General features: G+C 58.5%; 21 protein-coding genes. 11 read left to right on the forward strand and 10 right to left on the reverse strand.

Features of this window, described 5'->3' with window-relative positions; genetic code table 11:
• Positions 1-64 precede the first annotated feature (64 nt).
• Both JXQ78_RS02165 and JXQ78_RS02170 read left to right on the forward strand, forming a co-directional pair.
• The gene (locus JXQ78_RS02165; protein WP_330631837.1) at positions 65-964 is read left to right on the forward strand and encodes an ABC transporter ATP-binding protein; all 900 of its coding nucleotides are present in this window, start codon (positions 65-67) and stop codon (positions 962-964) included.
• Entirely contained in the window at positions 957-1,742 is a 786-nt protein-coding gene (locus JXQ78_RS02170; RefSeq protein WP_330631838.1) for an ABC transporter permease subunit, read from the forward strand. The genes JXQ78_RS02165 and JXQ78_RS02170 overlap by 8 nt, the downstream gene beginning before the upstream one ends.
• Here the strand turns inward: JXQ78_RS02170 and JXQ78_RS02175 are convergent, their stop codons facing one another.
• Genes JXQ78_RS02175 through JXQ78_RS02190 form a run of 4 tightly spaced genes read right to left on the reverse strand, consistent with a single transcriptional unit; the run spans position 1,743 to position 5,178 of the window.
• Entirely contained in the window at positions 1,743-2,369 is a 627-nt protein-coding gene (locus JXQ78_RS02175) for a hypothetical protein (protein WP_330632856.1), read from the reverse strand. It lies immediately after the preceding gene.
• Positions 2,341-3,015: a CbtA family protein gene (locus JXQ78_RS02180; RefSeq protein ID WP_330631839.1), complete on the reverse strand. Its 675-nt coding sequence runs from the start codon at positions 3,013-3,015 to the stop codon at positions 2,341-2,343. Before JXQ78_RS02180 ends, JXQ78_RS02175 begins: the two co-directional genes overlap by 29 nt.
• Positions 3,006-3,194 (reverse strand): CbtB domain-containing protein, encoded by a 189-nt coding sequence (locus JXQ78_RS02185; protein WP_330631840.1) that lies wholly within the window; start codon positions 3,192-3,194, stop codon positions 3,006-3,008. The genes JXQ78_RS02180 and JXQ78_RS02185 overlap by 10 nt, the downstream gene beginning before the upstream one ends.
• Positions 3,195-3,243: 49 nt before the next feature.
• Positions 3,244-5,178: a VWA domain-containing protein gene (locus tag JXQ78_RS02190; RefSeq protein ID WP_330631841.1), complete on the reverse strand. Its 1,935-nt coding sequence runs from the start codon at positions 5,176-5,178 to the stop codon at positions 3,244-3,246.
• 34 nt (positions 5,179-5,212) lie between these two features.
• On the opposite strand from JXQ78_RS02190, the gene cobN reads away from it, so the two are divergent.
• The 3 genes from cobN to JXQ78_RS02205 are packed head-to-tail and all read left to right on the forward strand — an operon-like array spanning position 5,213 to position 10,426.
• Entirely contained in the window at positions 5,213-9,001 is a 3,789-nt protein-coding gene (gene cobN / locus JXQ78_RS02195) for a cobaltochelatase subunit CobN (RefSeq protein WP_330631842.1), read from the forward strand.
• The gene (locus JXQ78_RS02200) at positions 8,998-9,687 is read left to right on the forward strand and encodes a precorrin-8X methylmutase (RefSeq protein ID WP_330631843.1); all 690 of its coding nucleotides are present in this window, start codon (positions 8,998-9,000) and stop codon (positions 9,685-9,687) included. Before cobN ends, JXQ78_RS02200 begins: the two co-directional genes overlap by 4 nt.
• Entirely contained in the window at positions 9,680-10,426 is a 747-nt protein-coding gene (locus JXQ78_RS02205) for a cobalt-precorrin-7 (C(5))-methyltransferase (RefSeq protein WP_330631844.1), read from the forward strand. Before JXQ78_RS02200 ends, JXQ78_RS02205 begins: the two co-directional genes overlap by 8 nt.
• Here JXQ78_RS02205 and JXQ78_RS02210 read toward each other — a convergent pair.
• Entirely contained in the window at positions 10,377-11,210 is an 834-nt protein-coding gene (locus JXQ78_RS02210) for a hypothetical protein (RefSeq protein WP_330631845.1), read from the reverse strand. The genes JXQ78_RS02205 and JXQ78_RS02210 overlap by 50 nt on opposite strands.
• A 239-nt stretch (positions 11,211-11,449) precedes the next feature.
• Here JXQ78_RS02210 and cobT point away from each other — a divergent pair, with 239 nt between their 5' ends.
• Both cobT and JXQ78_RS02220 read left to right on the forward strand, forming a co-directional pair.
• Positions 11,450-12,469 (forward strand): nicotinate mononucleotide-dependent phosphoribosyltransferase CobT, encoded by a 1,020-nt coding sequence (cobT, locus tag JXQ78_RS02215; protein ID WP_330631846.1) that lies wholly within the window; start codon positions 11,450-11,452, stop codon positions 12,467-12,469.
• Complete coding sequence (locus tag JXQ78_RS02220) at positions 12,466-13,764, forward strand: cobyrinic acid a,c-diamide synthase (protein ID WP_330631847.1); 1,299 nt, start codon at positions 12,466-12,468, stop codon at positions 13,762-13,764. The genes cobT and JXQ78_RS02220 overlap by 4 nt, the downstream gene beginning before the upstream one ends.
• Here JXQ78_RS02220 and JXQ78_RS02225 read toward each other — a convergent pair whose 3' ends face one another.
• Positions 13,765-14,073, reverse strand: a complete 309-nt coding sequence (locus JXQ78_RS02225; protein ID WP_330631848.1) for a MazG nucleotide pyrophosphohydrolase domain-containing protein — start codon at positions 14,071-14,073, stop codon at positions 13,765-13,767.
• 63 nt (positions 14,074-14,136) lie between these two features.
• On the opposite strand from JXQ78_RS02225, the gene JXQ78_RS02230 reads away from it, so the two are divergent.
• Positions 14,137-15,003, forward strand: coding sequence for a hypothetical protein (locus JXQ78_RS02230; protein ID WP_330631849.1), 867 nt, complete (start codon positions 14,137-14,139; stop codon positions 15,001-15,003).
• Between the two features lie 274 nt (positions 15,004-15,277).
• On the opposite strand, the gene JXQ78_RS02235 is transcribed toward JXQ78_RS02230, so the two are convergent.
• Both JXQ78_RS02235 and JXQ78_RS02240 read right to left on the reverse strand, forming a co-directional pair.
• The gene (locus tag JXQ78_RS02235) at positions 15,278-16,252 is read right to left on the reverse strand and encodes a transcription initiation factor IIB (RefSeq protein ID WP_330631850.1); all 975 of its coding nucleotides are present in this window, start codon (positions 16,250-16,252) and stop codon (positions 15,278-15,280) included.
• 140 nt (positions 16,253-16,392) lie between these two features.
• On the reverse strand, positions 16,393-17,688 hold the full coding sequence (locus JXQ78_RS02240) for a TIGR00341 family protein (RefSeq protein ID WP_330631851.1): 1,296 nt from the start codon (positions 17,686-17,688) through the stop codon (positions 16,393-16,395).
• A 253-nt stretch (positions 17,689-17,941) separates the two neighbouring features.
• Here JXQ78_RS02240 and JXQ78_RS02245 point away from each other — a divergent pair, with 253 nt between their 5' ends.
• Positions 17,942-18,460: an Lrp/AsnC family transcriptional regulator gene (locus JXQ78_RS02245; protein ID WP_330631852.1), complete on the forward strand. Its 519-nt coding sequence runs from the start codon at positions 17,942-17,944 to the stop codon at positions 18,458-18,460.
• 382 nt (positions 18,461-18,842) lie between these two features.
• On the opposite strand, the gene JXQ78_RS02250 is transcribed toward JXQ78_RS02245, so the two are convergent.
• Together JXQ78_RS02250 and JXQ78_RS02255 are read right to left on the reverse strand one after the other, a co-directional pair.
• Positions 18,843-19,598: an IclR family transcriptional regulator gene (locus JXQ78_RS02250; protein WP_330631853.1), complete on the reverse strand. Its 756-nt coding sequence runs from the start codon at positions 19,596-19,598 to the stop codon at positions 18,843-18,845.
• A gap of 59 nt (positions 19,599-19,657) precedes the next feature.
• On the reverse strand, positions 19,658-20,521 hold the full coding sequence (locus JXQ78_RS02255) for a fumarylacetoacetate hydrolase family protein (protein ID WP_330631854.1): 864 nt from the start codon (positions 20,519-20,521) through the stop codon (positions 19,658-19,660).
• Positions 20,522-20,634: 113 nt separating this feature from the next.
• Here JXQ78_RS02255 and xacF point away from each other — a divergent pair, with 113 nt between their 5' ends.
• Positions 20,635-22,080 carry a 2,5-dioxovalerate dehydrogenase gene (gene xacF, locus JXQ78_RS02260; RefSeq protein ID WP_330631855.1) on the forward strand — a complete coding sequence of 482 codons (1,446 nt, stop codon included), beginning with the start codon at positions 20,635-20,637 and terminating at the stop codon, positions 22,078-22,080.
• Between the two features lie 64 nt (positions 22,081-22,144).
• Complete coding sequence (locus JXQ78_RS02265) at positions 22,145-23,380, forward strand: mandelate racemase/muconate lactonizing enzyme family protein (protein ID WP_330631856.1); 1,236 nt, start codon at positions 22,145-22,147, stop codon at positions 23,378-23,380.
• Positions 23,381-23,527: the final 147 nt, after the last annotated feature.

Raw genomic sequence — 23,527 nt, forward strand, 5'->3', positions numbered from 1 at the left:
GGCAGGCATGGATTATAATTATATAACCAGAATTGATATCTGGTTAAAGAAGTATACTAACCGCATGGCATCGATTGTGGTTGACTCACTCACGAAGACGTACGGCGAGACTGTCGGAGTGGAGTCACTCTCGTTTGCAGTCGAGCGTGGGGAAATTTTCGGCTTTCTCGGGCCGAATGGGGCCGGGAAAACGACGACAATTCGGACGATACTGGGGTTAATCGCGCCGACAGCCGGCAACGTACGGGTGTTTGACGTCTCCGTCCGAGACCGCTCGGCACTGACGGCCACAAAGGCAGAAATCGGCTACGTGCCGGCAGAGATAGGCTTTCCTGAAGATGTGACCGGAAACGAGCTTCTGGACTATCACGCAGCCGTGAAGGGAGACTCTCGACGTGGTGATCTCTTAGAGCGGTTTTCGCCACCACTTGAGCGACCAATCCGGGAGTACTCATCTGGGAATGCACAGCAGCTCGCCATCATTCAGGCGTTTATGCACGATCCAGCGCTCGTCGTGCTAGACGAGCCAACCTCAGGGCTCGATCCACTGAAACAAGAACAGTTCAATGAGTTTCTCCGGGCCGAGCGCGATCGGGGAACGACGATCTTCTTTTCGTCACACATACTGAGCGAGGTTCGTCACGTGTGTGACCGGGTTGGTATCCTCCGGGATGGATCGCTCGTCGCGCTGGAATCGATGGAGACACTGCTCGATGGCGGTGGCAAACGAGTGCACGTACAGACGGAGACCGGCGATCCAACCCCGTTCAAGACGCTCGAAGGCGCGTTCGATGTGACTACCGTCGGCAGTTCAATTCGGTGTACGTACGCCGGCCCGTACGATCGACTGCTCGAGACGCTCGCAGACTGTTCGGTTCAGGAAATCGAAATCAGAGAGCCCCCGCTCGAAGATATTTTCATGCACTTCTACGGAAACGATGACACGGAGGCGACCGATGTTTGAGACCACCCGCTTTGAGATCGCCCGGCGTCGTCGGTCTACACTCTGGCTATCGGTTGGTGTGGCCGTTCTCACGGCGTTTTTTCTCTGGTACTACTCGGTGCTCGACACCGAAAGTCTCGCGGTGGCGATGGACGCGTTGCCACCGTCGATGCTCGAAGCGCTGAATATCGTCACACTCGCGACGATCGAGGGCTTTCTCGCCACGGAGCTCTATACCTTTCTCTGGGTGTTTGGCTTTGGCCTCTATTTTGCGTACTCGACCGGCGGACTCATTGCCGATGACATCGAACACGATCGCCTCGATCTGATTCTTACCTTTCCACATTCTCGCACGCGTTTATTCCTCGAAAAGCTACTGGCGGTTGGAGCACCAATCGTTGCCATCAACGTGATTGCTGGCCTCGTCGTCTACGGTGGCAGCGTCCTTCTCGGTGAGCCGATCGAGCCGGTTCGCGTCGTGCTCGTTCATCTCCTTTCGATCCCGTATTTCGCCGTTTGTGCGTCGATCGGCGCGCTGTTTTCGGTGGTGGTCTCTCGATCGGCAATCGCACAGCGTGCTGGTGCCGGTGTGGTTCTGGTCCTGTTTCTCGTCGAGTCGGTGACGGCAGCCGGAGAGACCTATGATTGGCTCGGCTCGCTCACCCCAATGGCCTACTACGAACCGACGCCGCTGTTGCTTGAGGGAACGTACGAAGTGCTCGATACGGTTGTGCTCCTGGGTGCAACGATCGTCTTCACGATCGTCGCGAGCTGGCTGTTCACTCACCGTGACGTGTGATCAGTACTCTCGCGTTCGCTCTGGGGCGGTCGAATCGTCAGAGCGGACGGTGCGCTCTGAGAGCGCACACGTCGGGCAGTAGTAATTGGCTGTTTCGCTCAGTGTGGCCATCCTAACGCCGGCCACGACGAACGCCTCGGTGAACCGGCGCTCCAATCCCTGATGACGATCAGTGTCACAGCTAACACACTGAAAACTGCGATCAGTTCGGATCGTACGTTCGTCTACGCGGTGGGCGGTGCCGAATTCGGATGGATTTCCCCGTCGAGCGAGTCGTTCGCGGCCGCGTGGCGTTACGACAAGGCCAACCGTAACCAACAGCACCCAGACCAATCCCATGAGTAGTGTGATTCCGAAGGCAGCAGGGCGCTGGATCGCGTGGCCCACCGCCGATAGCAGACCGAGGCCACCAATCAACACCAACATCCAGCCACCAACGGTGTTGACGATCCGCGCGGTCGTATCAGCGAGTTGAATTGCTAGTGATGAGCCGTCGCTGTTCACGGGTAACTGATTGTACTGCGAGCAGTTGAGCGTTCTCTCCCACCGGTCAGTGCTCGTTCGTGAGAGCCCGTGGGGTCCGTCTGGTGTGTGTTGATTAACCCAGCCACGCGTGGACGCTCGCAAGCACGAACCACAGTCCGAGCTGCCCACCGATCGACACCCAGCGAAATCCATGTGCAACCGATTGTGGGATCGGCCCAGAGACCGAAACGGTTGGAGCGAGGACAACACCAGCGCCGAGAATGCTCACACCAGCGAGCGCACCGAGAGCGTATCGCTGAAGACGAGACCGATCAATCTGTCGGGCGACCATCGCTCCAATGGCACACGCCAGCGCGCCGATCCCCATCATCACCACGTACCAGCCGATCCGCGCTCCCGTCGACAGCGATGCCGTCATGCCCGGTGGCTGTGGTGGAACGACCAGCCACGGCGCGCCAGACACGATCACGAAACCGAAACAGCCGAGCAAGTAAGACTGTATCCGTGCTGGTGACGGTAACACGGGTTCGAGAAGATAGTATCCGGCCCCGAACACCACGACGCCGAGCAACAACCCGAACAGCATCCCACCCAGGGTGCTCACCAGCGTCGTCACCAGTCCGGACAGCGCGTGGCCAGAGCCGTGCTCGTGGCCGGCCTCGAAGGTTTCTGCGTGCGCAATCAACGGTGTAACCACCGTCGCCAGAAACAGTCCAAACACTGTGCCACCGATAGCTCCCGCCAGTGTGCCGCGACGAAGCGATCCACGCGCAGCGCTCAGTGACATGGCACACCAACAGCGTGGCGAAAGTCGTGAAACGAGTCGTGGACCATCGGCTCCTGAACGAACAACAGCGTACATCCGATCGCCAGAATCACTGCGACGATCACCGCCAATTTGATCGGCGATACCGATTGCATCGTTCGTTCGAGCCGTCCGTGTACCGTATGTGGCACTGAACTCATAAACTATATTTTAGTTACTACAAACTCGATTGTAAAACTTTGGGTTACATCAGCAACTACCAACTGTGCTGTCGATACGGGTGGCAGACAACTCAGCCAACGAGCAGCGATCTGCGTCCGTTTGGGTTGCGATCGCATCAAGGGCACCCGCGTGTTCATTGCCAGCGCCGACGAGAATCGTTGCATCCGCACACTCACCGAGTTGCTCTGCCGCCGAGCGGATTCGTGCAAGGGGACGCTCATCTGTACCAGTCGCGCGTCCATCGGTGAGACACACCACGCAACTTGTTGCCGGTGCTGCTCGGTCGATCACCTCGACGGCAGTCGCGAGTCCATCGGCCAACGGCGTCTGATTTCCGGACGGAAGTTCCTTGAGATGGCGGGCAGCCTGAGCAACGCTGTCCGTTGGCGGGACGAGAACGCCAGCGGATTCGCCGGCAACGGCTATTACAGCGACGCGGTCTCTGCTGGTGTAGGCCTCATCCAGGAGTTCAAGGACGATGGCCTTCGTTGCGGACATTGCCGACCGCATCGATGCGCTGGCGTCGACCACGAACACCACCAGACTTGCGGACGTATCCGCCCGGACCGAATATCGAAGATCACGGGCGGACGGCGCGACCCGACCGCTCCGTGCCGCGGCGCGAACCGACGCAGCGGTGTCGATTGTCCCTCCATCGCTCGGTGCATCCGGCGTTGCCCTGTGGCGAGGACCATCGCCGGTTGGCACCGGGTCAGTCTGGGCTCTCGATCCCTCGTTGTCGATCGGACTACTCTCCGATAGCGACGGAAGTGACGGCCCGTCTGCGGTTCCTGGTGGTTCAACAGACGTTCCGGGAAGCCGTGGCACCGGCTGACCTTCCGTCTCTTCGCCATCATCGTCCTCGTTCGATTCGACGCCGTTGTCAGTCGATGCTGCGTTTTCGGTTTCAGGCTCACCCGACGGCTCGGGGTCGGAGTCGTTCGATTGTTCCGATTCGGAGGAATCTTCGAGCAGATCGGAGACTGATTGTGGTTTGTCGAGCGGGTCGGAGTGAAGCCGGTGTGGGAGACAGTACTCAGCGGCCTGCTGTACGTCTGCGTCGATGACAGTTGAGCGCGAATCGAGCGACGCGAGGGTGATCGCCGTCCGCGCGATGGCGATATCGCCTCGATGGCCGTCGATTGCAGCGTCACGGCAGATTTGTGCGACCGTTCGGAGCTGTGACGAGGAGATTTGGACATCGTCACGGCACTCTCTGGCTGTGGCAAGTTCGTCGCTCACCCTGGTCTGCTCACGTTTCGAGGTGGACTGGCCGTTCTCGAGTGCACGCTCAATGATCGCCGTTCGCTGGTTGAGATCCTCACATGCCGTCACCGTCACCTGGAGATCGAACCGGTCGCGCAACTGCGGACGGAGATCGCCCTCTTCGGGATTCATCGTCCCAATCAGTGTGAATGCGGCCGGATGACTGACGCTCACGCCGTCGCGTTCGACGTGATTGATGCCACTTGCTGATACATCGAGCAACAGATCGACGAGGTGGTCCGCAAGGAGGTTCACCTCATCGACGTAGAGAAAGCCTCGATTCGCCCGTGCGAGTAGCCCCGGATCGAAGCTGTACGTTCCGGCCAGCGCGTCTTCGATCGACAGTGTCCCCACCAGACGGTCACGCGTTGCTCCAAGCGGCACCGTCACCAGCGGGACAGCACGTTCGGTCGTCTCTGGTGAGGACTTGCTTTCGCAGGATTCACACTGCAACGAAGAATCAGGCGCACACCCATACGGACAGTCGGCAACCACCGTCTGCGACGGACAGTGACCTGAAAGTGCGCGCACTGCTGTTGATTTTGCCGTCCCCTTTTCGCCCTGAATCAACAGTCCGCCAAGCCCATCGTCGACGGCGACCACCGAGAGTGCCTCCTTCAATGAATCCTGTCCCACGATCGAATCGAACGTCGGTCGAGGAGGCACAACGTTTTTTGCACTGCCGAATTCAATCATACTTGCATTAAGACAAAAGAAGTTTAATAAAATTATGCCAACGATTGGACTATACACGGCGACAGAAAACGAGCTCGGCGCGATCCAGGCGGCCACAAATCAGCTCGATGGGATCGATCTGGTCGTCAGGTCGGAGAGCGACCTCGATGATCCGATGGCCATTGAGTCGTTTCTGGACGAACTGACAGACGCAGCGGCGGCGATTTTCTGGCTGCACGGCAGCGAACAGAGCATGCCCGGCTACGAGCGGGCGACCGAGCGCCTGGGTGAGGCGAGCGTGCCAGTCGTCGTCAAGTCGACTGGCGACGCGTTCGCGCGTGCGGACACGACAGTCACTCCGAGGGTTCACGAGCGCGTCTCTGCGTATCTCGAACGGGGCGGGACGAACAATGTTGCCAACTGCATTCGGTATCTCGCGGACGCGGTTGGATACCCGCGGGAGTACGACGAGCCGGTGTCGCTTCCGACCGAGGGCGTCTACCACCCTGAGTATCCGGGGATATCGTATCCAGAGCTGCGGGCAAGGTTCGAACCGGATCGACCAACGATCGGGATCTGGTTCTACGAGTCGCACTGGACCCACGAGAACACGCGCTACGTCGACGCGCTCGTGCGTGCGATCGAAGCGCGTGGGGCCGACGCGCTCGCGATTTTCTGCAATCCAGTGACGGACAGCGCTGACCAGCACGACGCCGAATGGGTGACTGAGAACTGGTTGCTCGACGATCAAGGCGAGCCGATTGTCGATTGCATCTGTTCGTCGTTCATGTTCTCGCTTTCGATGGCCGAACGAGGCCGGACAGCCGACGACGAAGGAGACTCGCTCACCGAGCTGTTTCTCGAACGACTCGGCGTTCCCGTTCTCCAGACGATCACCACGATGCGTTCGCGGTCGCGGTATCAATCGAGTGACACTGGCGTGATGGGATTCGAGCTCGCGCTTTCGGTAGCGCTCCCGGAGTTCGATGGAACGGTCATCACGCACCCGATTAGCGGGAAAGAACCCACCACCGACAGCGCAGGGATTGGCTCTGCACCGAAACAGCATTTCCCGATCGAGGATCGTATCGACCACGCCGCCGAGCTCGCCGTGAACTGGGCGTCCCTCCGGCGAACGCCTCAGGAGGAAAAACGAATCGCGGTCGTGTTGCACAACTATCCCCCAAGCGATGATGGCATCGGTACGGCGTTTGGCCTCGACACCCCTGAGAGTACGGTAAACCTGCTCGAAACGCTCGATGAACGGGGATACGATCTCGGTGATGCGGTTCCCACGGACGGGTCAGCACTCATCGATCGGCTCATCCAACAGCTCACTCTCGACGGTCGGTGGGTCGATCCGGCAGACGTTCGCTCGCTGAGCGTCGACGTCGTCGAACCGGAGCAGTACGCCGAGTGGTTCGAGCAAACCAACGATCGATTCCAGGCGGGGATGCTAGAGGAGTGGGGCGATCCTCCTGTTCGACCCTTCGCGATTCCCGGCGTGGAGTTCTCCAACGTGCTCGTGACGATCCAGCCGCCGCGGGGATTCGGGATGGACCCCTCGAAGGTGTATCATGACTCGGATCTCTGGCCCCCTCACGATTATCTGGCGTTTTACGGCTGGCTACGCCACGAGTTTGACGCCCACGCGGTCGTCCACTGTGGGACCCACGGGAGTCTCGAGTGGCTTCCTGGGAAGACGGTCGGCCTGGATGGTGGAAGTGCGCCAGACCAGCTCGTCGGCGCACTGCCAAACGTCTATCCGTACATCATCAACAACCCCGGAGAGGGAACACAGGCAACACGGCGATCGTACGCCACGATCGTCGATTATCTCACGCCGGTGATGACTGACGCCGGTACATACGACGAGCTGTCCACCTTAGAGGAGCTTGCCGACCAGTTCAGAGAGCCAGGGATGGAAACCGCCCGGAGTGACGACGGAGCGGAGCTGGCGACGCTCCTTCGAGAGCACGTCGAAGAACAGGATCTCGGTCCCGAACTCTGTCCAGACGGGAAGCCGGTCGCGTCGCTTTCGACCGAAACGCTCGTCGAGCGGATTCACGAGTATCTCACCGACGTGAAGACGACACAGATCAGAATGGGGCTCCACACGATGGGAGAGCCACCCGCAGGCGAACGACTCGTCGAGTTCATCGTTGCACTCACACGCCTCGAGAACGCCGGCGGGCCAAGCCTCCACGAAAGTGTGGCGGGCGTGCTCGGCATCGACTACGACCGGCTGCGCAACGAGCCAAGTACCTACGATGAGCAGCTTGGCACCACATACGCAAACGCCGCAGACATCGTTTCGGAGACCGCACACGAGCTGGTGGCCACGCTCGCTGCAGAAGGATTTCAGCCTTCCTCTCCAGCCGACGACGCTGGGCTATCGCTTACTGAGCTCGTCGCATCAGTCGATCCACTTGGTGAGCGTGCCGCGATCGATGGCGCGCCCGAACGGCTCCGCACAGCGCTCTCGTTCATCTGTCAGACGGTTGCGCCACGACTCCAGGCGGCGAGCGCGGAGCTCGGTCGGACGGCGGACGCACTCGATGGTACGTACGTTCCCCCTGGCGGGAGCGGTGCTCCAACACGTGGTGGAGTGGATTTGCTCCCGACTGGTCGAAACTTCTACACGCTCGATCCCCGGAAGGTGCCGGCACAGTCGGCCTGGCGAGTGGGGCGTGAACTTGCAGCTGGCGTCCTCGATCAGCATCTCGAATCGACGGGAGCGTATCCGGAGACCATAGGCGTGGTCGCCTGGGGGACCCCCACCGTCCGGACCCGTGGGGAGACGATCGCGAAAGTACTCGCGCTGATGGGCGTACGACCGGTGTGGACCGACGCCGGTCGCGTCGAGGCCGTCGAGCCGATCGAGCTAGAAGAGCTCGGTAGACCACGGATCGACGTGACGACCAGGGTGTCTGGGCTGTTTCGGGATGCGTTCCCGCAGGCCGCATCCGTAATCCACGACGCCGTCGAAACGGTGTGCGAACTCGATGAGTCCCACGAGATGAACTACGTGAAAAAACACGTCGAAACCGAGATCGAACAGCTCGAAGCCGAGGGCGTCGATGACCCCCGCACTGCGGCCAGCCACCGAGTGTTCACGACACGACCGGGGGGCTACGGTGCAGGGACGAACAAGGCCGTCGATGAGGGGAACTGGGACGACCAGGACGACCTCGCCGACGTGTACGTTCAGTGGGGTGGCTACGCGCTCGACGACCGTGGACGGGTGAGTGGGGCCCACGAGGCGTTCGAACGGCGATTGCGCGCCGTTGAGGCGACGGTCAAGATCGAAGACACCGCCGAACAGGACGAGTTCGACAGCTCGGACTGGTATGCGTTCCACGGCGGATTCATCACCGCAGTCACCAACCTGTCGGGGAGCGAGCCCGCCTCCTACGTGGGTGATTCGTCCGATCCGGACGCCATTACGGTGTACACGAACGAACAGAAGGTGCGAAAGGCGATGCGTGCGCGCGTTCTCAATCCCGAGTGGATCGATAGCATGACAGAGCACGGATACAAAGGCGGTGGCGATCTCTCGACCACAGTAGATGTCGTGTTTGGCTGGGATGCAACCACCGGGGTCATCAGCGACCATCTCTGGACCGAACTGACCGAGGCGTACGCGCTCGATTCCGACCGCCAGGAGTGGTTCCGGGAAGAAAATCCCTGGGCACTGGCAAACATTGCGGAAACGATTCTCGATGCGATTGACCGAGGGCTGTTCGACGCAAGCGATGAGATCGAGGATGCACTCGAAAATATTCCGCTCAGTGTCGAGGGCGAAATCGAACGACGCAGCACGCCGGCGGGTGAGCTGCCATGACCGAGGACTCGACGCCAGAGTCCTACGCTGATCTCGGAGCAACCACCCAGGAGGCGATGGCGATTGCCACGACGAGCATGGATCGCGTTCGCGAGCTCGTCCCGGACGAAACGCTCGACGACCGGCTCCGACAGAAGGCCGTCCACGCAACTGGAGACCCGGAGTTTCAGTATCTGCTCCGGGTGGCCAATGAGCCCGCACGCGCTGGCGGCCGCGCAGTGCGTGAGAACAGGACGATCATCACCGACGTATCGATGGTGCAGTCAGGTATCACGAATCGGGGCCACCAGTGTTCGGTGACCGCAGCGATCGGTCACGGGACCGAGCTGGCCGAGCGCACTGGCATGACCCGAACCGCGGCCGCCGTCCTCACGCTCGATCGTGATGGTCGATACGACGATGCAATTGCCGTTGTCGGGAACGCACCAACGGCCGCGCTTGCGCTGGCCGACTGCATTGAGGACGGTACCCGGCCCGCGGTGGTTGTTGCCACACCGGTTGGCTTCGTGAAGGCCCACACGGCAAAAGAGCGACTCCGGTCGGTTGCAACGACGACCGGCGTGCCAATCGTCACTGCCGTCGGTCGACGGGGCGGTAGCGGGCTGGCAGCCGGGCTCACAAACGAGCTCGTTCACGTTGCAGCCGACGCGAACGACGGCGAGATCACGGTGGACACGGATGACTGAGGGCAACGACCACCGGGATCCGGCGTTGATCGCGACCGCAACCCCTGAGGAGACGTCGCCGACCGATCCGGTGTTTGCCGTGGGTGTCGGTCCCGGCAATCTGGACTTTCTTACGCCACGAGCCGACCAGGCACTGACTGGTGCCGACGTGGTTGTTGGCTTCGAAACGGTGATTGAGCTGGTCCGTGATCGGATTGACGGAACGGTACTGCCGTGTGGATACGAGACTGAAGCCTCACAGATCGAGCGATTCGCCGAACAGACCAGAGGTGGTGCGAGCGGGACGGCCGTCCTGATGGGCGATCCCAACCATTCGGGCTATCAGTTTCTGGGAAAAATTGAGGCTGCCGTTGATCAACCGGTGCGCGTGGTACCGGGGATCTCGTCGGTCCAGATCGCTGCGAGCCGTGCCAGGACCCCAATGGAGGACACCACGTTTGTGACACTCCACCAGCGAGGACCACTGACTGACGCCCTCGAACGGCTGGCGACCGACGTGGGTCAACGCCATCTGCTTGTTCTCCCGCGGCCGGGCGACTGGATGCCCGAAGCGATCGCCGAGTGGTTGCTCAAAGAAGGAGCCTCTCCGTCTGCGACGGCGCTCGTCATGGAACGACTCACCATGCCAGACGAACGGATCCACCGAACGACGCTTGCGGCGCTTTCTGGCCAACCAGCCCAGTCAGCGTTCACTCCCCTCTCGGTCCTCGCCGTCCGGCGAACGAGCGAGACTCGGTGACCAACTGATCACCGGCGGGCGGCGGACCGCCCACGCTTGGCCGAGCGGGTGCGGGCGGATGGGGGCCAACCCCTGTGACGGTGGCTTCTCCGATCGTCTGCTGTGCACAAAGCTCAGCTAGAATGGCCGTCGTGATACCAGAATGCTTCCCGATCGGACGTGTGATCGTGAATTCGGTGTGACAACCGGACAGTGTCGATCGCAGGCGGTCGTTGCGTAGCGGTGAATCGGCCATCCAGAGCCCAACGGCGACCGCGGACTCACATTGCAGGCGCTCTGTGACGGCCTCAACCGCTGGATCCTCCAGCAGATAGCACGGATGGACATCATCAGCTGGTCCCCTCCGCTCTAACCGATTGGCGTGATATGTTGTTACCGCTCGACTGTACGGCGTTGAAGGACTCCCACGACCGACAACAACCAGCGGTGAGGATTCATCGGCTGGCGTACAGTCTCGAACCACGTCCGCAATGACGTTCGTAACGATTGCACTCCGACCCGGCGGCCGACAGAGGTGCACGTCTCCAGGAATGTGTGCTAACTGTGGAATCAGTGCGTGCTCGGTCGTGGGGGTTCGCGCCATCTCTAACACCATCACGTACACTCGCTCACCCGCCACCTTCGAGAGCGTCGCCGCCAGCTCGTCTTCGGGTTCTGTGTCGTAAGTAACAGTGGTGATTCGGTCCGTTTCTGTCTGTGTTTCGAGCCGTTCGGCGTGTGTTTCGAGTACGTCTCGTCCGTTTCCGCGACCACAGCCGATGAGGAGCAGTGTTTCGTCGGTCATGGATTAGTGGGCGCATTCAATTTCACTGTAATTATTCCAACCGAACTTGTTTTGTTGTAGAATCCAATCAATATATAATTAATGGAATAGGCATGAAAGAACATCGGATAATATCAATAGAAATTATTGTGTGTGGTGTTATCTATCATATTTTGTTGAAACAGCGGTGAATTAAAGTAGACTTGAACTAGAGATATTGTACTGGTGTCACAGCAGATGGAAACAGTTCGTTCACGTCGGTGGAGGCGTACACGGTGATGTTCGTTCTGGTCGGTGGTTCGACTGCGACGGCGCGGATCCCAGGGATCAGTGCCGCAGGGGCGAGTCCAGAGCTTCTCGCACACACGCCGAGTGCGGACCTGGAAATTGTTTATTACGGCAAGCCAGTGTCGAGTTCGATCGTTCCGGTGAGTCCGACCGGCTGTCCGACGCCAGCGGTTATCACGCGGGCCGTCCTCGAAACACTGGAGCGTTCAGCGACGCCGATCGACGGCGGTCTTGAGCATCCAACGGCAGCTCCAACGATTTCGATAGCGAACACCCCAGGCGACGACATTCGATCGCCGCCGGCGGTTCAATCGGCCCGGTCGGCGTTTACAGCCGGAAAATCGCTCGGCGAGCGGCTCCCCACCGACACGCTCACGATCGGTGAGACGATTCCGGGGGGGACTACCACAGCACTCGCTGTCCTGACGGCACTGGGTGAACGAGCGTCGGTTTCGTCTTCGCTGGCTGACAACCCCCTCGAACTGAAGCGGACCGTGGTTGAAGCGGCATTGACAGCACTGAACCACGAACCCGGTGCGTTCGCCAACCGACCGATTGATGCCCTTCGAACGCTGGGTGATCCCGTGCTGGCGACGGTTGCGGGGCTCACTGTCGGTGCGCTCGAAACTGGATGTGCCGTCACTCTGGGTGGGGGAACACAGATGGCAGCCGTTGTTGCGCTCGTCCGCCACGCTGGGTGTAGCGAGCCGCTGGAGATAGCAACAACGTCGTTCGTTGGGGCAGATGACACCGCACCAATCCAGTCGCTGGCAGACGATCTTGACTTCTCGCTCACGGTGACCGATCCTGGATTCGATGCGGAGTCACACCCAGCGTTCGACGCCTACGAGGCCGGCCACGCCAAAGAGGGTGCGGGGATGGGTGGCGCGCTCGCGCTTGCCACAGCCAATGGCATTTCGATGGCGCGCGTGCGAGATCAGACGATTGCAGTGTACGATCGACTGCTCGAATCGGCTCCCGTCGAACCATGAAGGGGGTTGTGCTCGCTGGCACTCGATCGGGGGTGGGAAAAACTGTCGCTACCCTCGCTGTCCTTGAGGGCCTCTCCGCCGAGGGCTGGTCGGTCCAGCCCGCAAAGGCCGGTCCGGATTTCATTGATCCGTCCCACCACGAACAGGTTGCCGGACGGCCCTCCAGAACGCTCGATTGCTGGCTGCAGGGCGCTGCTGGCCTCCGACGGAACTACGCCCGCGGATCGGGCGACATTTGCGTTGTCGAGGGGGTGATGGGGCTCTATGACGGCGATGGTTCGAGCACAGCCATGGTGGCCGAAACGCTTGATTTGCCAGTGATTCTGGTGGTCGACGCCAGCGCGGGCATGGAGAGCGTCGCCGCGACAGTACACGGATTTTCGGAGTATGCAACACACGCCGGCCGGTCGATCGATGTCGTTGGGATGATCGCCCAGCGCGCTCACGGCGGTCGACACGAATCGGGCATCGTCTCGGCACTCCCAGAGGAAATCACGTACTGTGGCCGTATTCCGCCGACTGACGCGCTGGAGATTCCTGACCGCCATCTTGGGCTCGAACGCGGGTCGGAGTCACCGCTCGATTCGGACGTGCTCGCTCGGGCAAGCGAATCGCTCGATTTCGAGGCGATTGCTGACTGCTCTCGCGAGCCGACCACTCCTCCGGTAGCCTCGCCACAGGACAGCACTGAGCACACCATCGCCGTCGCCAGTGACGATGCGTTCTGTTTTGCCTATCCAGCGACGATCGAACGGCTTCGCGAGCGCGCGTCAGTGGAGACCGTCTCTGTGCTCGCAGACGATCCACTGGTGCCGTGCGATGGAATCTACCTGCCGGGAGGGTATCCGGAACTCTTTGCCGACTCACTCGCCGAGAGCCAGACGCTGTCGGCTATTGCCGACCGTGCGGCCGATGGTTGTCCCGTTCTCGGTGAGTGTGGCGGGCTGCTCGCGCTGGCCGACACACTCACGACGACCGACGGAGCGACCCACGAGATGGCTGGCGTGCTTCCGGCGAACGTTCGAATGCACGAGCGCTATCAGGCGCTGGACCATGTCGAGCTAACGGCGACTGCCGACACCCTGACAGCATCGACCGGCCAGACGCTTCGTGGTCACGAGTTTCACTACTCCAGTGCCAGCGTTGACACCGACGCCAGATTCGCGTTCGAACTCGAGCGAGGAACTGGTATTGTGGACGGAATGGATGGGCTCACCGAACATCGGACGCTGGGCACCTACTGTCACTGTCATCCAGAGAGCGGCGCATTCGATCACTTTCTCGATGGGCTCTGATCACTCCCCAGAGCCGGCCGATCCCGTCGTTTCGATCCGGCGTTCGTATTTTTCGAGCGCACCCACGAGCGCATCATTGGCGTCGATTGACTGGCTCTCCGCGAGCGCAATCGCTGCAAACAACACGTCACCGAGTTCATCGGGATCGATCGAGAGCGAATCGGGAGTGGCTCCGTAGTCGGTGCTCTCGGTGGCGTTTGCCGTGAGTTCGCCAACCTCAGCGACGAGATCGAGCAGCCGATATTCGGGTGGGCACTCCAGATCGTGTGTTGTGAGAAACTCGCTCACAGTCTGCTGTGCATCGTCCATGGCGGAATGCCAGCCGATACGCTGGTATGCGTGTCGAATTCCGACCACAAACATTTCGTAAGTATGATTGGTAGCTACAATATGGTCTCTGCAACCGAATCGGCAGACGAAATCGACCCAGAGGTGCGGCTTCTGCTGGGCTGTTTCGTCGCCGTTGTGTTCGGTCCCGTGGCCTGGCAGCTGCTCGTGTGGAGTGGGTTCACATCAACGTTCGCGTTGTTCCTGGGTGTGCTCGGCCAACTCTGTGGCGCGGTCATCGGCGGAGGCTGGTGGGCAACACGCCGTCCAGACCACATCCGCTGGCTTGGACGCGGCCACCGACCGTTGATTCCACCGCTGCTCGGTGTGTGTTGGTTCGCTGTCGTCTTGTTCGTTCCCCATCCAAATTCGCTCGGCGTCGCACCGTCCACACTCTCAGCAGCGCTCATCTGTGGAACGATCGCCATCCCAGTAGGACTCGCCGTGGGAGCGCTATGTCGAACGCACTGGGCGAACTGGCAGCTCGGGAAAACCAGATGTAACCACTCGTTCGTCGGGATCCAACCGCCAGTGCGCCAGCAAAGGCTCTCCTGGCTTTCGTTGCTGTTCGGTGGACTCAGCATTCCCGTGATAGCCGGACCGTATCTGGCAATCGATATCGCACTGCAGTACGGGTTCTTACTCGTGATGATCGCTGGATTCGTGCTGATTCCCCGCCATCCGGGCAACCGCACGATTTCGATCACTGCTGATGGACTCCACAGTAAGCGGAAGGTTTTCGCTCGGTTTTATCCGTGGACGGCGGTCGACCACGTCGAACTAACGGACGACCGACTACTGATCCATCAGTCTCGTCCGATCCATTCGACCATCCACTGTGACCCCGACGAAATCGACGATCTCGATGCTGTCTTGCGAACGTTCGCTCGGTACACCAGCGTCGATCGATGATATATTAATTCAGCAACAACAAAGGTAACATTTTTAATGGTACGTAATATGAATGAAAGTGTGGCGCACGAGCGCACCGGGAGGATCAATCCAGGACACAATCGTTGACGCGAGCCGTGAATGGAAACCCAGTAATTCACGGATACCAATCAGGCATTCCTGCGTTTTCGTGGTCAGCGGTTCGACAGGGCTGGTCACTCTGTCACCGTTTTGTTACATTTTGAATAACGACAGTTGGCACTCTGTGTTACTCATCGCCCCCAGAATAGTCAATTCACCCGTCTATCGTGAGACCGATCGCTTCTAGCTGTTCGTGATATCGCTTTCTGATCGTCACTTCCGTCACCTGTGCCACGTTTGCGATCTCTGCCTGCGTGGTGTTTGCTCCACAGAGCCGACTCGCGGAGTAGATCGCTGCCGCCGCATACCCGGTTGGCGACTTTCCAGAGAGAAGCCCCTCTTCGGCGGTGATCGAACAGATCTCCATTGCCTTCGATTTGATGTCCTCAGAACACTCGAGCGCAGAACAGAACCTGGGAATGTACTGCCGAGGGTCGGCCGGCTCGAGTGCCAGTTCCAGTTCGCGCGCAATGTACCGATACGCGCGGGCGATTTCCGAACGTTCTACCCGGGAGACCTCCGCCAGTTCGTCGAGACTTCGCGGGAACCCCTCCTGGCGACAGGCAGCGTAGACGGCGGCAGCGGCGATTCCTTCGATCGAGCGTCCACGAATGAGATCCTCATCGAGCGCGCGACGATACAACACGGAGGCAATCTCACGAATCGATCGTGGGATCCCCATTGCACTCGCCATGCGATCGATTTCTGAGAGCGCAAACTGGAGATTGCGCTCTTTGTTGTTGGCCGTCCGAGCCCGCTCGTGCCACGTCCGAAGCCGACGCATCTGTTTTCGTCGCTCGGGAGAGAGCGCACGCCCGTTTCCGTCACGGTCTTTCCAGCTGATTGCCGTCGTCAATCCCTTATCGTGTAAGGTGCGAGTTACGGGCGAACCAACTCTGGATTTTTTATTACGCTCGGTTGTATCAAATGCCCGCCACTCCGGACCGGTGTCCAGTAACGACCCTTCGATTACCAGTCCGCAGTCCTCACAGCAGCGTTCACCGTGTTCGCTGTCGCGATAAATCTTCGTCCCACCACATTCGGGACACTCCATCTGGTGGGTGATGTCCTCGGTCTGTTTTTCGGGCTCGTACTGTCGGTCGATGTCAGTTCGTTGTGTGTCACTCATGGGTGTTCACCCGTAGCGAGAGCCAATGCAATCCCCCAAGCACCGTGCTGTCTCACAATGTGGTAGTAAACTAGTGACTGGTACATAAATATTACTATGGTGCACCCAATAATATTTATTAACTTGTTTCAATATTCCTTCTATTTGGGCGTTCGAATCTTGGTGGCTGTATCGGCTGTTTCGTCGATCACCGTCACGGAAACGCGGGTATCTGTCCGGCGCTTGATCCGTTGTTGGAGGTGATTGGCGAGTCCATCGTTAGCGGAGGCGACGTAGACGGTGACGGCAACCGGATCGCGTCCGAACAGCACCGTTTCGTGTTCGATATTTTTCGAGAGAACGGTGACGTCGCTGTCCGTAAGAACGGAATCGACCGTCGATTCGAACTGCGTATTTTCTCTGATGTTGAACGATGTCGAGACGAGAAAGCCCGACACGACGAGCAACACGAGAAAGAGCGTCCCAAATCGTTGCAACGTAGCCCGTTTTGCAATCCGCTGGTCGTACCAGTGGGTCGGCCGATAGCCACGAATCCACAGGACGCCGAGGCTGGCGATGTTGATCGAGAGGACGTTGACAACCAGGAGAACGGACACGCTGAAAAAGACGATTTCGTTCCAGTAGGCAAGTGAGAGTCCAACCGCAGCGGCTGGCGGTATCAATGCTGCCGCAATCATCACACCCACCAGGGGTGCGCTCGCACCGGCACTGATAGAAAAGGCACCGGCTGCCCCCGAACCGAGCGCGATGACGAGCGAAAGCGCCCCAGGATTGATCCGTGAAGCAATCTCATCAATTGCCACGAGATTTACTGTGGGCATGATCGTGAACTTCGTGGCAAACGCAAAGACCCCCGCACTCGCGATCGCGAGCACAACACCAAGAACCTGGGCGAGAACGCTCGTTCGGAACAGGTTGTCGTCGTTGACGATGCTTCCAACGCTTGCACCGACAGCCGGTCCCAGCAACGGCGCGATCACCATACTTCCCACAATGACGGCACCGCTGTTGGTGAGCAGTCCGGCCCCAGCAACAATGGCACTCACGACCGTGAAAAAGACGTACTTCGGCGTTATGGCAGCCATCTCCTGGGCATCGCTCTGTAACTCTTCGCGTGAGATGCGTCCGCGAGCCCACATGCCCCCCGGCCGTTCGTCGGTTGATTCAGTGTCGACGGGAGCTGTGGCCTCATAATCGGTCGAAAGGACGGTCTCGAGATCAGAGACAACGGCATAGCCCTCATAATCGACGCCCAGCTCTCGGAGTCCATCGAGAAACGACTCCACTTCGTCCGTTTCTAGCGGAATGGAAAGTACTGTCGCATCCTTGGATTCTGAGCGCTCTGCAAACAGGGCATACGACCCCTCACGGTCTTTGAGTGCGGCTTCAACGTCGTCCTTTTGCTGGTCAGCTATGCGAATTTGTACCAGTCGCATCGATAGCTGCTTTTCTCACGGTTCATTTGATAGTGTATGGGTTGACGAATCGAGTGATGACACACAACTGCAGACGATCGAGCGTGGTTCCACAAAGCTTATTACACCAATACCACCAGTTGCAATCGGACAGCGATCGGGAGTTGCGTTCGGGAGATGGAAATCGACTGGCCCTATGTCTGCTGTCCGTGCTCTCTCTGGCAACCCGCTTTTACCGAAACACGCAGGTACTCTCACTGTATACCATTCGTCTATGAATGATCCCGATGACGCTCCAGACTGGGAGTTCAAAGAGCGTGATATCCGCATTCTCAAAGAGCTCTCGGAGGACCCACAGCTGTCCTCACGTGAGCTTGCAGACATTCTTGAATCGGAACACGACATCGACATCTCTCACGTGACAGTCAGTGAATCGATACGTGGAATGCGTGAAGAAGGTGTCTTCCGTGAGGCAATCATTCCAAACGGAGAGTATTTCATCTTCGGGATGTTCGAATTCAAGCTTAATCCCGAACATTTCGAGGAGACCTGGCGAGAAGCACTCGAAGCCATCAGGGGCTCTCCGAACACGTTGTTCATGTTCCTTTCCGATGGCGAATATCAGTGGAAGTCCATCATGATGTTCCCGAATAGACGGGCCGAATCGAAGTGGATCCACGACTTTTATAAAGAACACGGTGATTCCGTACAGAACATTCGCAACTCCGTCGTCCACAACGTTCTCAAATTCCGCACTGACGCTGAGATTCTCAACAGCATCCCCGATAGATAGAACTTTCTATACATATTCTCCTACTGTAGATTCAATTCACAATCGCCAGATATCGACGATATAACCGCTATTGTATCCCGATATTCGCCGTTTTACCCTGTGCTGTCCTCATTTGTATACTCACCCCAATTTCATGCAGTTATCCGCCAAATTCACGAGTTCCATTACCTTTCGTGGAGTATTTCACTACAATTCCTCTGTCCCAAACAGACGGCAACGCGTTTTCCTTTATCCAATTTATTTCGTTTATCACAATGAGATAGCTACGCAATCTCCGCTCGGTCAGGACACACATTACACCCGTACGATCGTAATGCGCATATTCGCTGTGCCAATCGTAGTTCCCAACATGTGGGAACTATTCCATTCAGTTCGTCCAGTGTTACGAATGCGTGACGTTCAATTCGATAACATTAACGACTTCAAGCAGTTTTGTCGGCAGTTCGTTTTCAAAGCGGTCGGTCCGAAAGCGGTTAGCGGGTCCGGCGACGCTCACAGCACCTAACACCCGGTCTGTGCTAGACACTACCGGTGCTGCCACACATTTCAATCCATCGAGGCGTTCTCCCCTGTCGTACGCATAGCCACGGTCACGAACCGTCTCGAGAACCTCAAGCAGTTCGTCCCGATTGGTGATCGTTGATTCGGTTCGCGATGGGAGCCCATGTCGGTCCAGGATCGCATCGCGCTCTTGGGCTGGCAGATGGGCGAGGATCGCCTTTCCGAGCGCAGTCGAGTGAAGATTGACTCGCGTCCCGATGTGTGCTTCGACCTGGACGGCCTCTTCGCCGTAGGCTCGATGGAGATACACCCCACGACCGTGTTCTTCGACCAGGAGATTCGCCAACTCACCGGTCTGATCGGCCAGCTTATCGACCTCGGGGACAGCTACATCGTACAGTTTGATTCGATTGCGCGCGTGCGCACCGTGCTCCAGAAAGCGAAGGCCAACGTGGTAGGTGCCATCGTCACAGACGATGTATTCGGTCTGTTCTAACGTTTTGAGATAGTTGTGTGCCGTACTCGTCGGGAGATCGAGCGTTGTGGCGAGCTCTGTGAGCGTTGCCCCGCCGTTGGACTGTATCGTTCCGACGATTTCGAACATCGTTTCGATCGATTTGATCCCAGTGGTTCCCATAATGGCATAATTCACATTGAGCTATATATAATTTCACCACAAAGTTCCGCCCGTCCCTGTTACACGGAGACGACCGAATTCGACAGGGTGCCGATATCCTCGATCGTGATATCGATCTGATCGTCCGGTTCGAGGGTGAACGTATCGTCGGGAACCAGCGAGGTTCCAGTGAGAAGCACGGCAAGCTCGGGGACAGAGTTGTGGGCAACGTACGTATCAACCAGCTCTTTTGGGCTCCGAACCATCTTATTCGTCGATGTTGAATCCTCATACAGACAGTCACCGTCGCGATGAATCGACATCGACATGGTGAGCGCTCGGGGATCGGCAATTTCAGTCTGCAGACACGGTCCGATCGAACAACAGCGGTCATACACCTTCGCCTGCGGAAGATACAGTGGATTTTCCCCCTCGATCGATCGACTGCTCATGTCGTTGCCGATCGTGTAGCCGACAATAGATCCTTCATAGAGGACGATCCCGAGCTCCGGTTCGGGAACGTTCCATTTCGAATCGTCTCGAATGCCGACAGCCTCGTTCGGACCGACCGTTCGACTCGGCGTCGCCTTGAAGAAGATCTCCGGTCGATCAGCGTCATACACTTCGACGTACATATCTGGCATGTCGCTTTCTTCCTCACGGGCCTGTTCGCTGATCTCGTAGGTGACCCCAGCCGCCCAGACTTCATCAGCACGAACGGGCAGGGCCGTCTCAGTTTGTGGACCGGCACCGGTGAGCGGTTCGGCCGATGCAATTGCCTGGCGAGCATACGCATCGATTGATTGCTCCGATGTGTGTGCTCTGTTGAGAAGTCGACGAACTGATGTCAGCCACGGATCGATTGCGGTGAGATCGTACGACTGACTGTCGGTCTCGACGATGAGTCGTCCATCCGGACGGTCTGCTAGCTGGTAATACCGCATAGATATGTGCAGTGTGGATCGGAGTGAAATACGTTTTGATTCCAATACATCTTCGTGTTGTCGTTCTACCCCACCGAAACTTTTGTATTCCAACTCCAACAATCTCGATACAGATGCCCATCTACAACCGCATTGACGGCGAGTGGTGTCCATCGAGCGACGAAGCGACAGTCACCAGTCACGATCCCGCAGCTCCCGATACGGTCGTCGGTGAACTCCAGCAATCAACTGTCGCCGACACCGAACGCGCGATTGCCAGCGCTCAGTCAGCCCAAACAACGTGGGCGAACACGCCCGGACCGGAGCGAGGTGCGTATCTGCGTGCTACCGCCGGACGACTCGAATCGCGATCCGAATCGCTCGCCGAACTCCTCAGCCAGGAGGAGGGAAAGACGCTGTCCGAGGCGATGGGAGAGGTCCAGCGTGCCATCGATATCTTCTACTACTACGCCGAGAAGGCAGCCGACCTCGGTGGGACGATCAAGGCGAGCTCTTCAGAGGCCACGACGCTCTCCGTTCGCAAAGCACCCGTTGGCGTCGTCGCAGCTATCACGCCGTGGAACTATCCGATTGCCATTCCAGCCTGGAAGATCGCCCCTGCGCTTGCAGCTGGCAACACCGTCGTGCTCAAACCGGCAACGAACACCGGCTGTATCGCACAGGCGCTGGTGGAGTGTCTCGTCGAATCCGGACTCCCCGAAGGCACGATCAACTTCGTTACCGGTCGTGGCAGCGTTGTCGGTGAGGTACTCGCCACCGATGAGCGGATCGATGCGATCTCCTTTACGGGTAGTGAGGGCGTCGGCGACGTGGTCTATCAGAATGCGGCTCCGAACCAGACCCGCGTCCAGCTCGAAATGGGAGGCAAAAATCCGACTGTCGTGATGGACGACGCCGACATCGAGCAGGCAGCAGAGATCGTGGCAGCCGGCGCGTTCGGCGTGACAGGACAGGCATGCACTGCCTGTTCGCGAGCGATCGTCCATGAGGATAGCTACGATGCGTTCGTCGAGACGCTGACGTCGAAGGCCCAAGCGCTCACGCTTGGCCCCGGCGTTGACGACCCCGATATGGGACCACAGAGCTCCGCCAGCGAGCTCGAAGGAACGCTCGAGTATATCGATATCGGCACCGACGAGGGTGCAACCCTCGAAACTGGTGGTGGAGTTCCCACAGACGATGCGCTCGATGCGGGCTACTTCATCGAGCCGACCGTGTTCTCCGATGTCGACCCGGAGATGCGTATCGCTCAAGAAGAGATCTTTGGACCGGTCGTTGCCGTGATTCCGGTGTCCGATTTCGAGGAGGCGATCGACGTGACGAACGGCGTCGAACAGGGATTGGCAGCCAGCATCGTCACCGAATCGCTGACCCATGCGAATCGGTTCGTCGACGAGACCGAAGCGGGCGTTATCAAGGTCAACGAGAAAACAACCGGGCTCGAACTCCACGTGCCGTTCGGTGGCATGAAAGGCTCCTCGAACGAGCTCTACCGAGAACAGGGTGACGCAGGCCTCGAGTTCTACACCACGAGCAAAACCGTCTATATGAACTACTGACCACCGGAGCTGCGATCACCGGGACGAAGATTTTTATAGACCTGTGCGGATATCAAAACGTTCGATGAACTACGCCGAGTTACGCGATCCGAACGCAGAGTATACGATGCGAGACCTATCGGCCGACACGATGGGGCTTTCCGACGAACGAGCCGACCTCTCACGGGCGACAATTACTGACGTGCAAACAGCCATCGTGGACGGCAACTACCCCTGGACGCTCGTCAGGGTCTACACCGATGCCGGCGTCGTCGGTGACGGTGAGGCCTACTGGGGTGGTGGTGTCCCAGAGATCATCGAACGGTTAAAACCGTTCATCGTCGGCGAAACCCCATTCGATATCGACCGACTGTACGAGCACATGGTCCAGAAGATGTCCGGTGAAGGCTCGATCGCCGGAAAGGACATCGCGGCAATATCTGGGATCGAACTGGCACTGCACGACGTTGCCGGAAAACTGCTTGGCGTGCCGGCCTATCAGCTGCTGGGTGGCAAATACCGCGATGAAGTGCGCGTCTACTGCGACTGTCATACTGAAAACGAAGCCGATCCGACCGCGTGTGCTGACGAAGCAGAGCGCGTTGTCGATGAGCTCGGCTATGACGCGCTGAAGTTCGATCTCGATGTGCCCTCTGGTCACGAGATCGATCGTGCGAACCGATTTTTGCGCAGCGGTGAAATCGACCACAAGGTCGAGATCGTCAAACAGGTGACCGACCGCGTCGCCGATCGTGCAGACGTTGCGTTCGACTGCCACTGGGCGTTTTCAGCCGGCAGCGCACGCCGACTGGCCAACGCTATCGAACCGTACGATGTCTGGTGGCTCGAGGATCCCATTCCACCGGAGAATCACGACGTCCAACAGACCGTCACACAAACGACCGCAACGCCGATCACTGTCGGCGAAAACGTCTATCGAACGCACGGCAACCGACGACTCCTCGAAAACGAGGCGATGGATATTGTCGCTCCAGACGTTCCGAAGGTCGGTGGAATGCGTGAAACACGAAAAATCGCCACGATCGCAGATATGTACTACGTGCCGGTCGCGATGCACAACGTTGGCTCGCCGGTCGCCACCATGGCCGCGGCACACGTTGGGGCTGCAATCCCCAACGCGCTTGCGCTTGAGTACCATTCCTACGAGCTGGGCTGGTGGAACGACCTCATCGAAGAAGACGCGATCATTGAAGACGGCTACATCCGCGTCCCTGACGCGCCGGGCCTCGGTATCACGCTGGATCTCGACGCCGTGGACGAACACCTCGCAGACGGAGAGACGGGGCTCGATCCTGCCTGAAACTCCCGTCTCAATCAGCTGATCAATCCATCGACCCTCGGTGACGATGGACATGCTACCGAAGGTGAAAATTTTATGAAATATTTATTCGCGGTATTGATTTCCAGTAGGTGAAATCTGAATTTTATACATTGATTTGTGATTATG

The organism is Halocatena halophila, assembly GCA_027563145.1.
Taxonomy (GTDB): domain Archaea; phylum Halobacteriota; class Halobacteria; order Halobacteriales; family Haloarculaceae; genus Halocatena; species Halocatena halophila.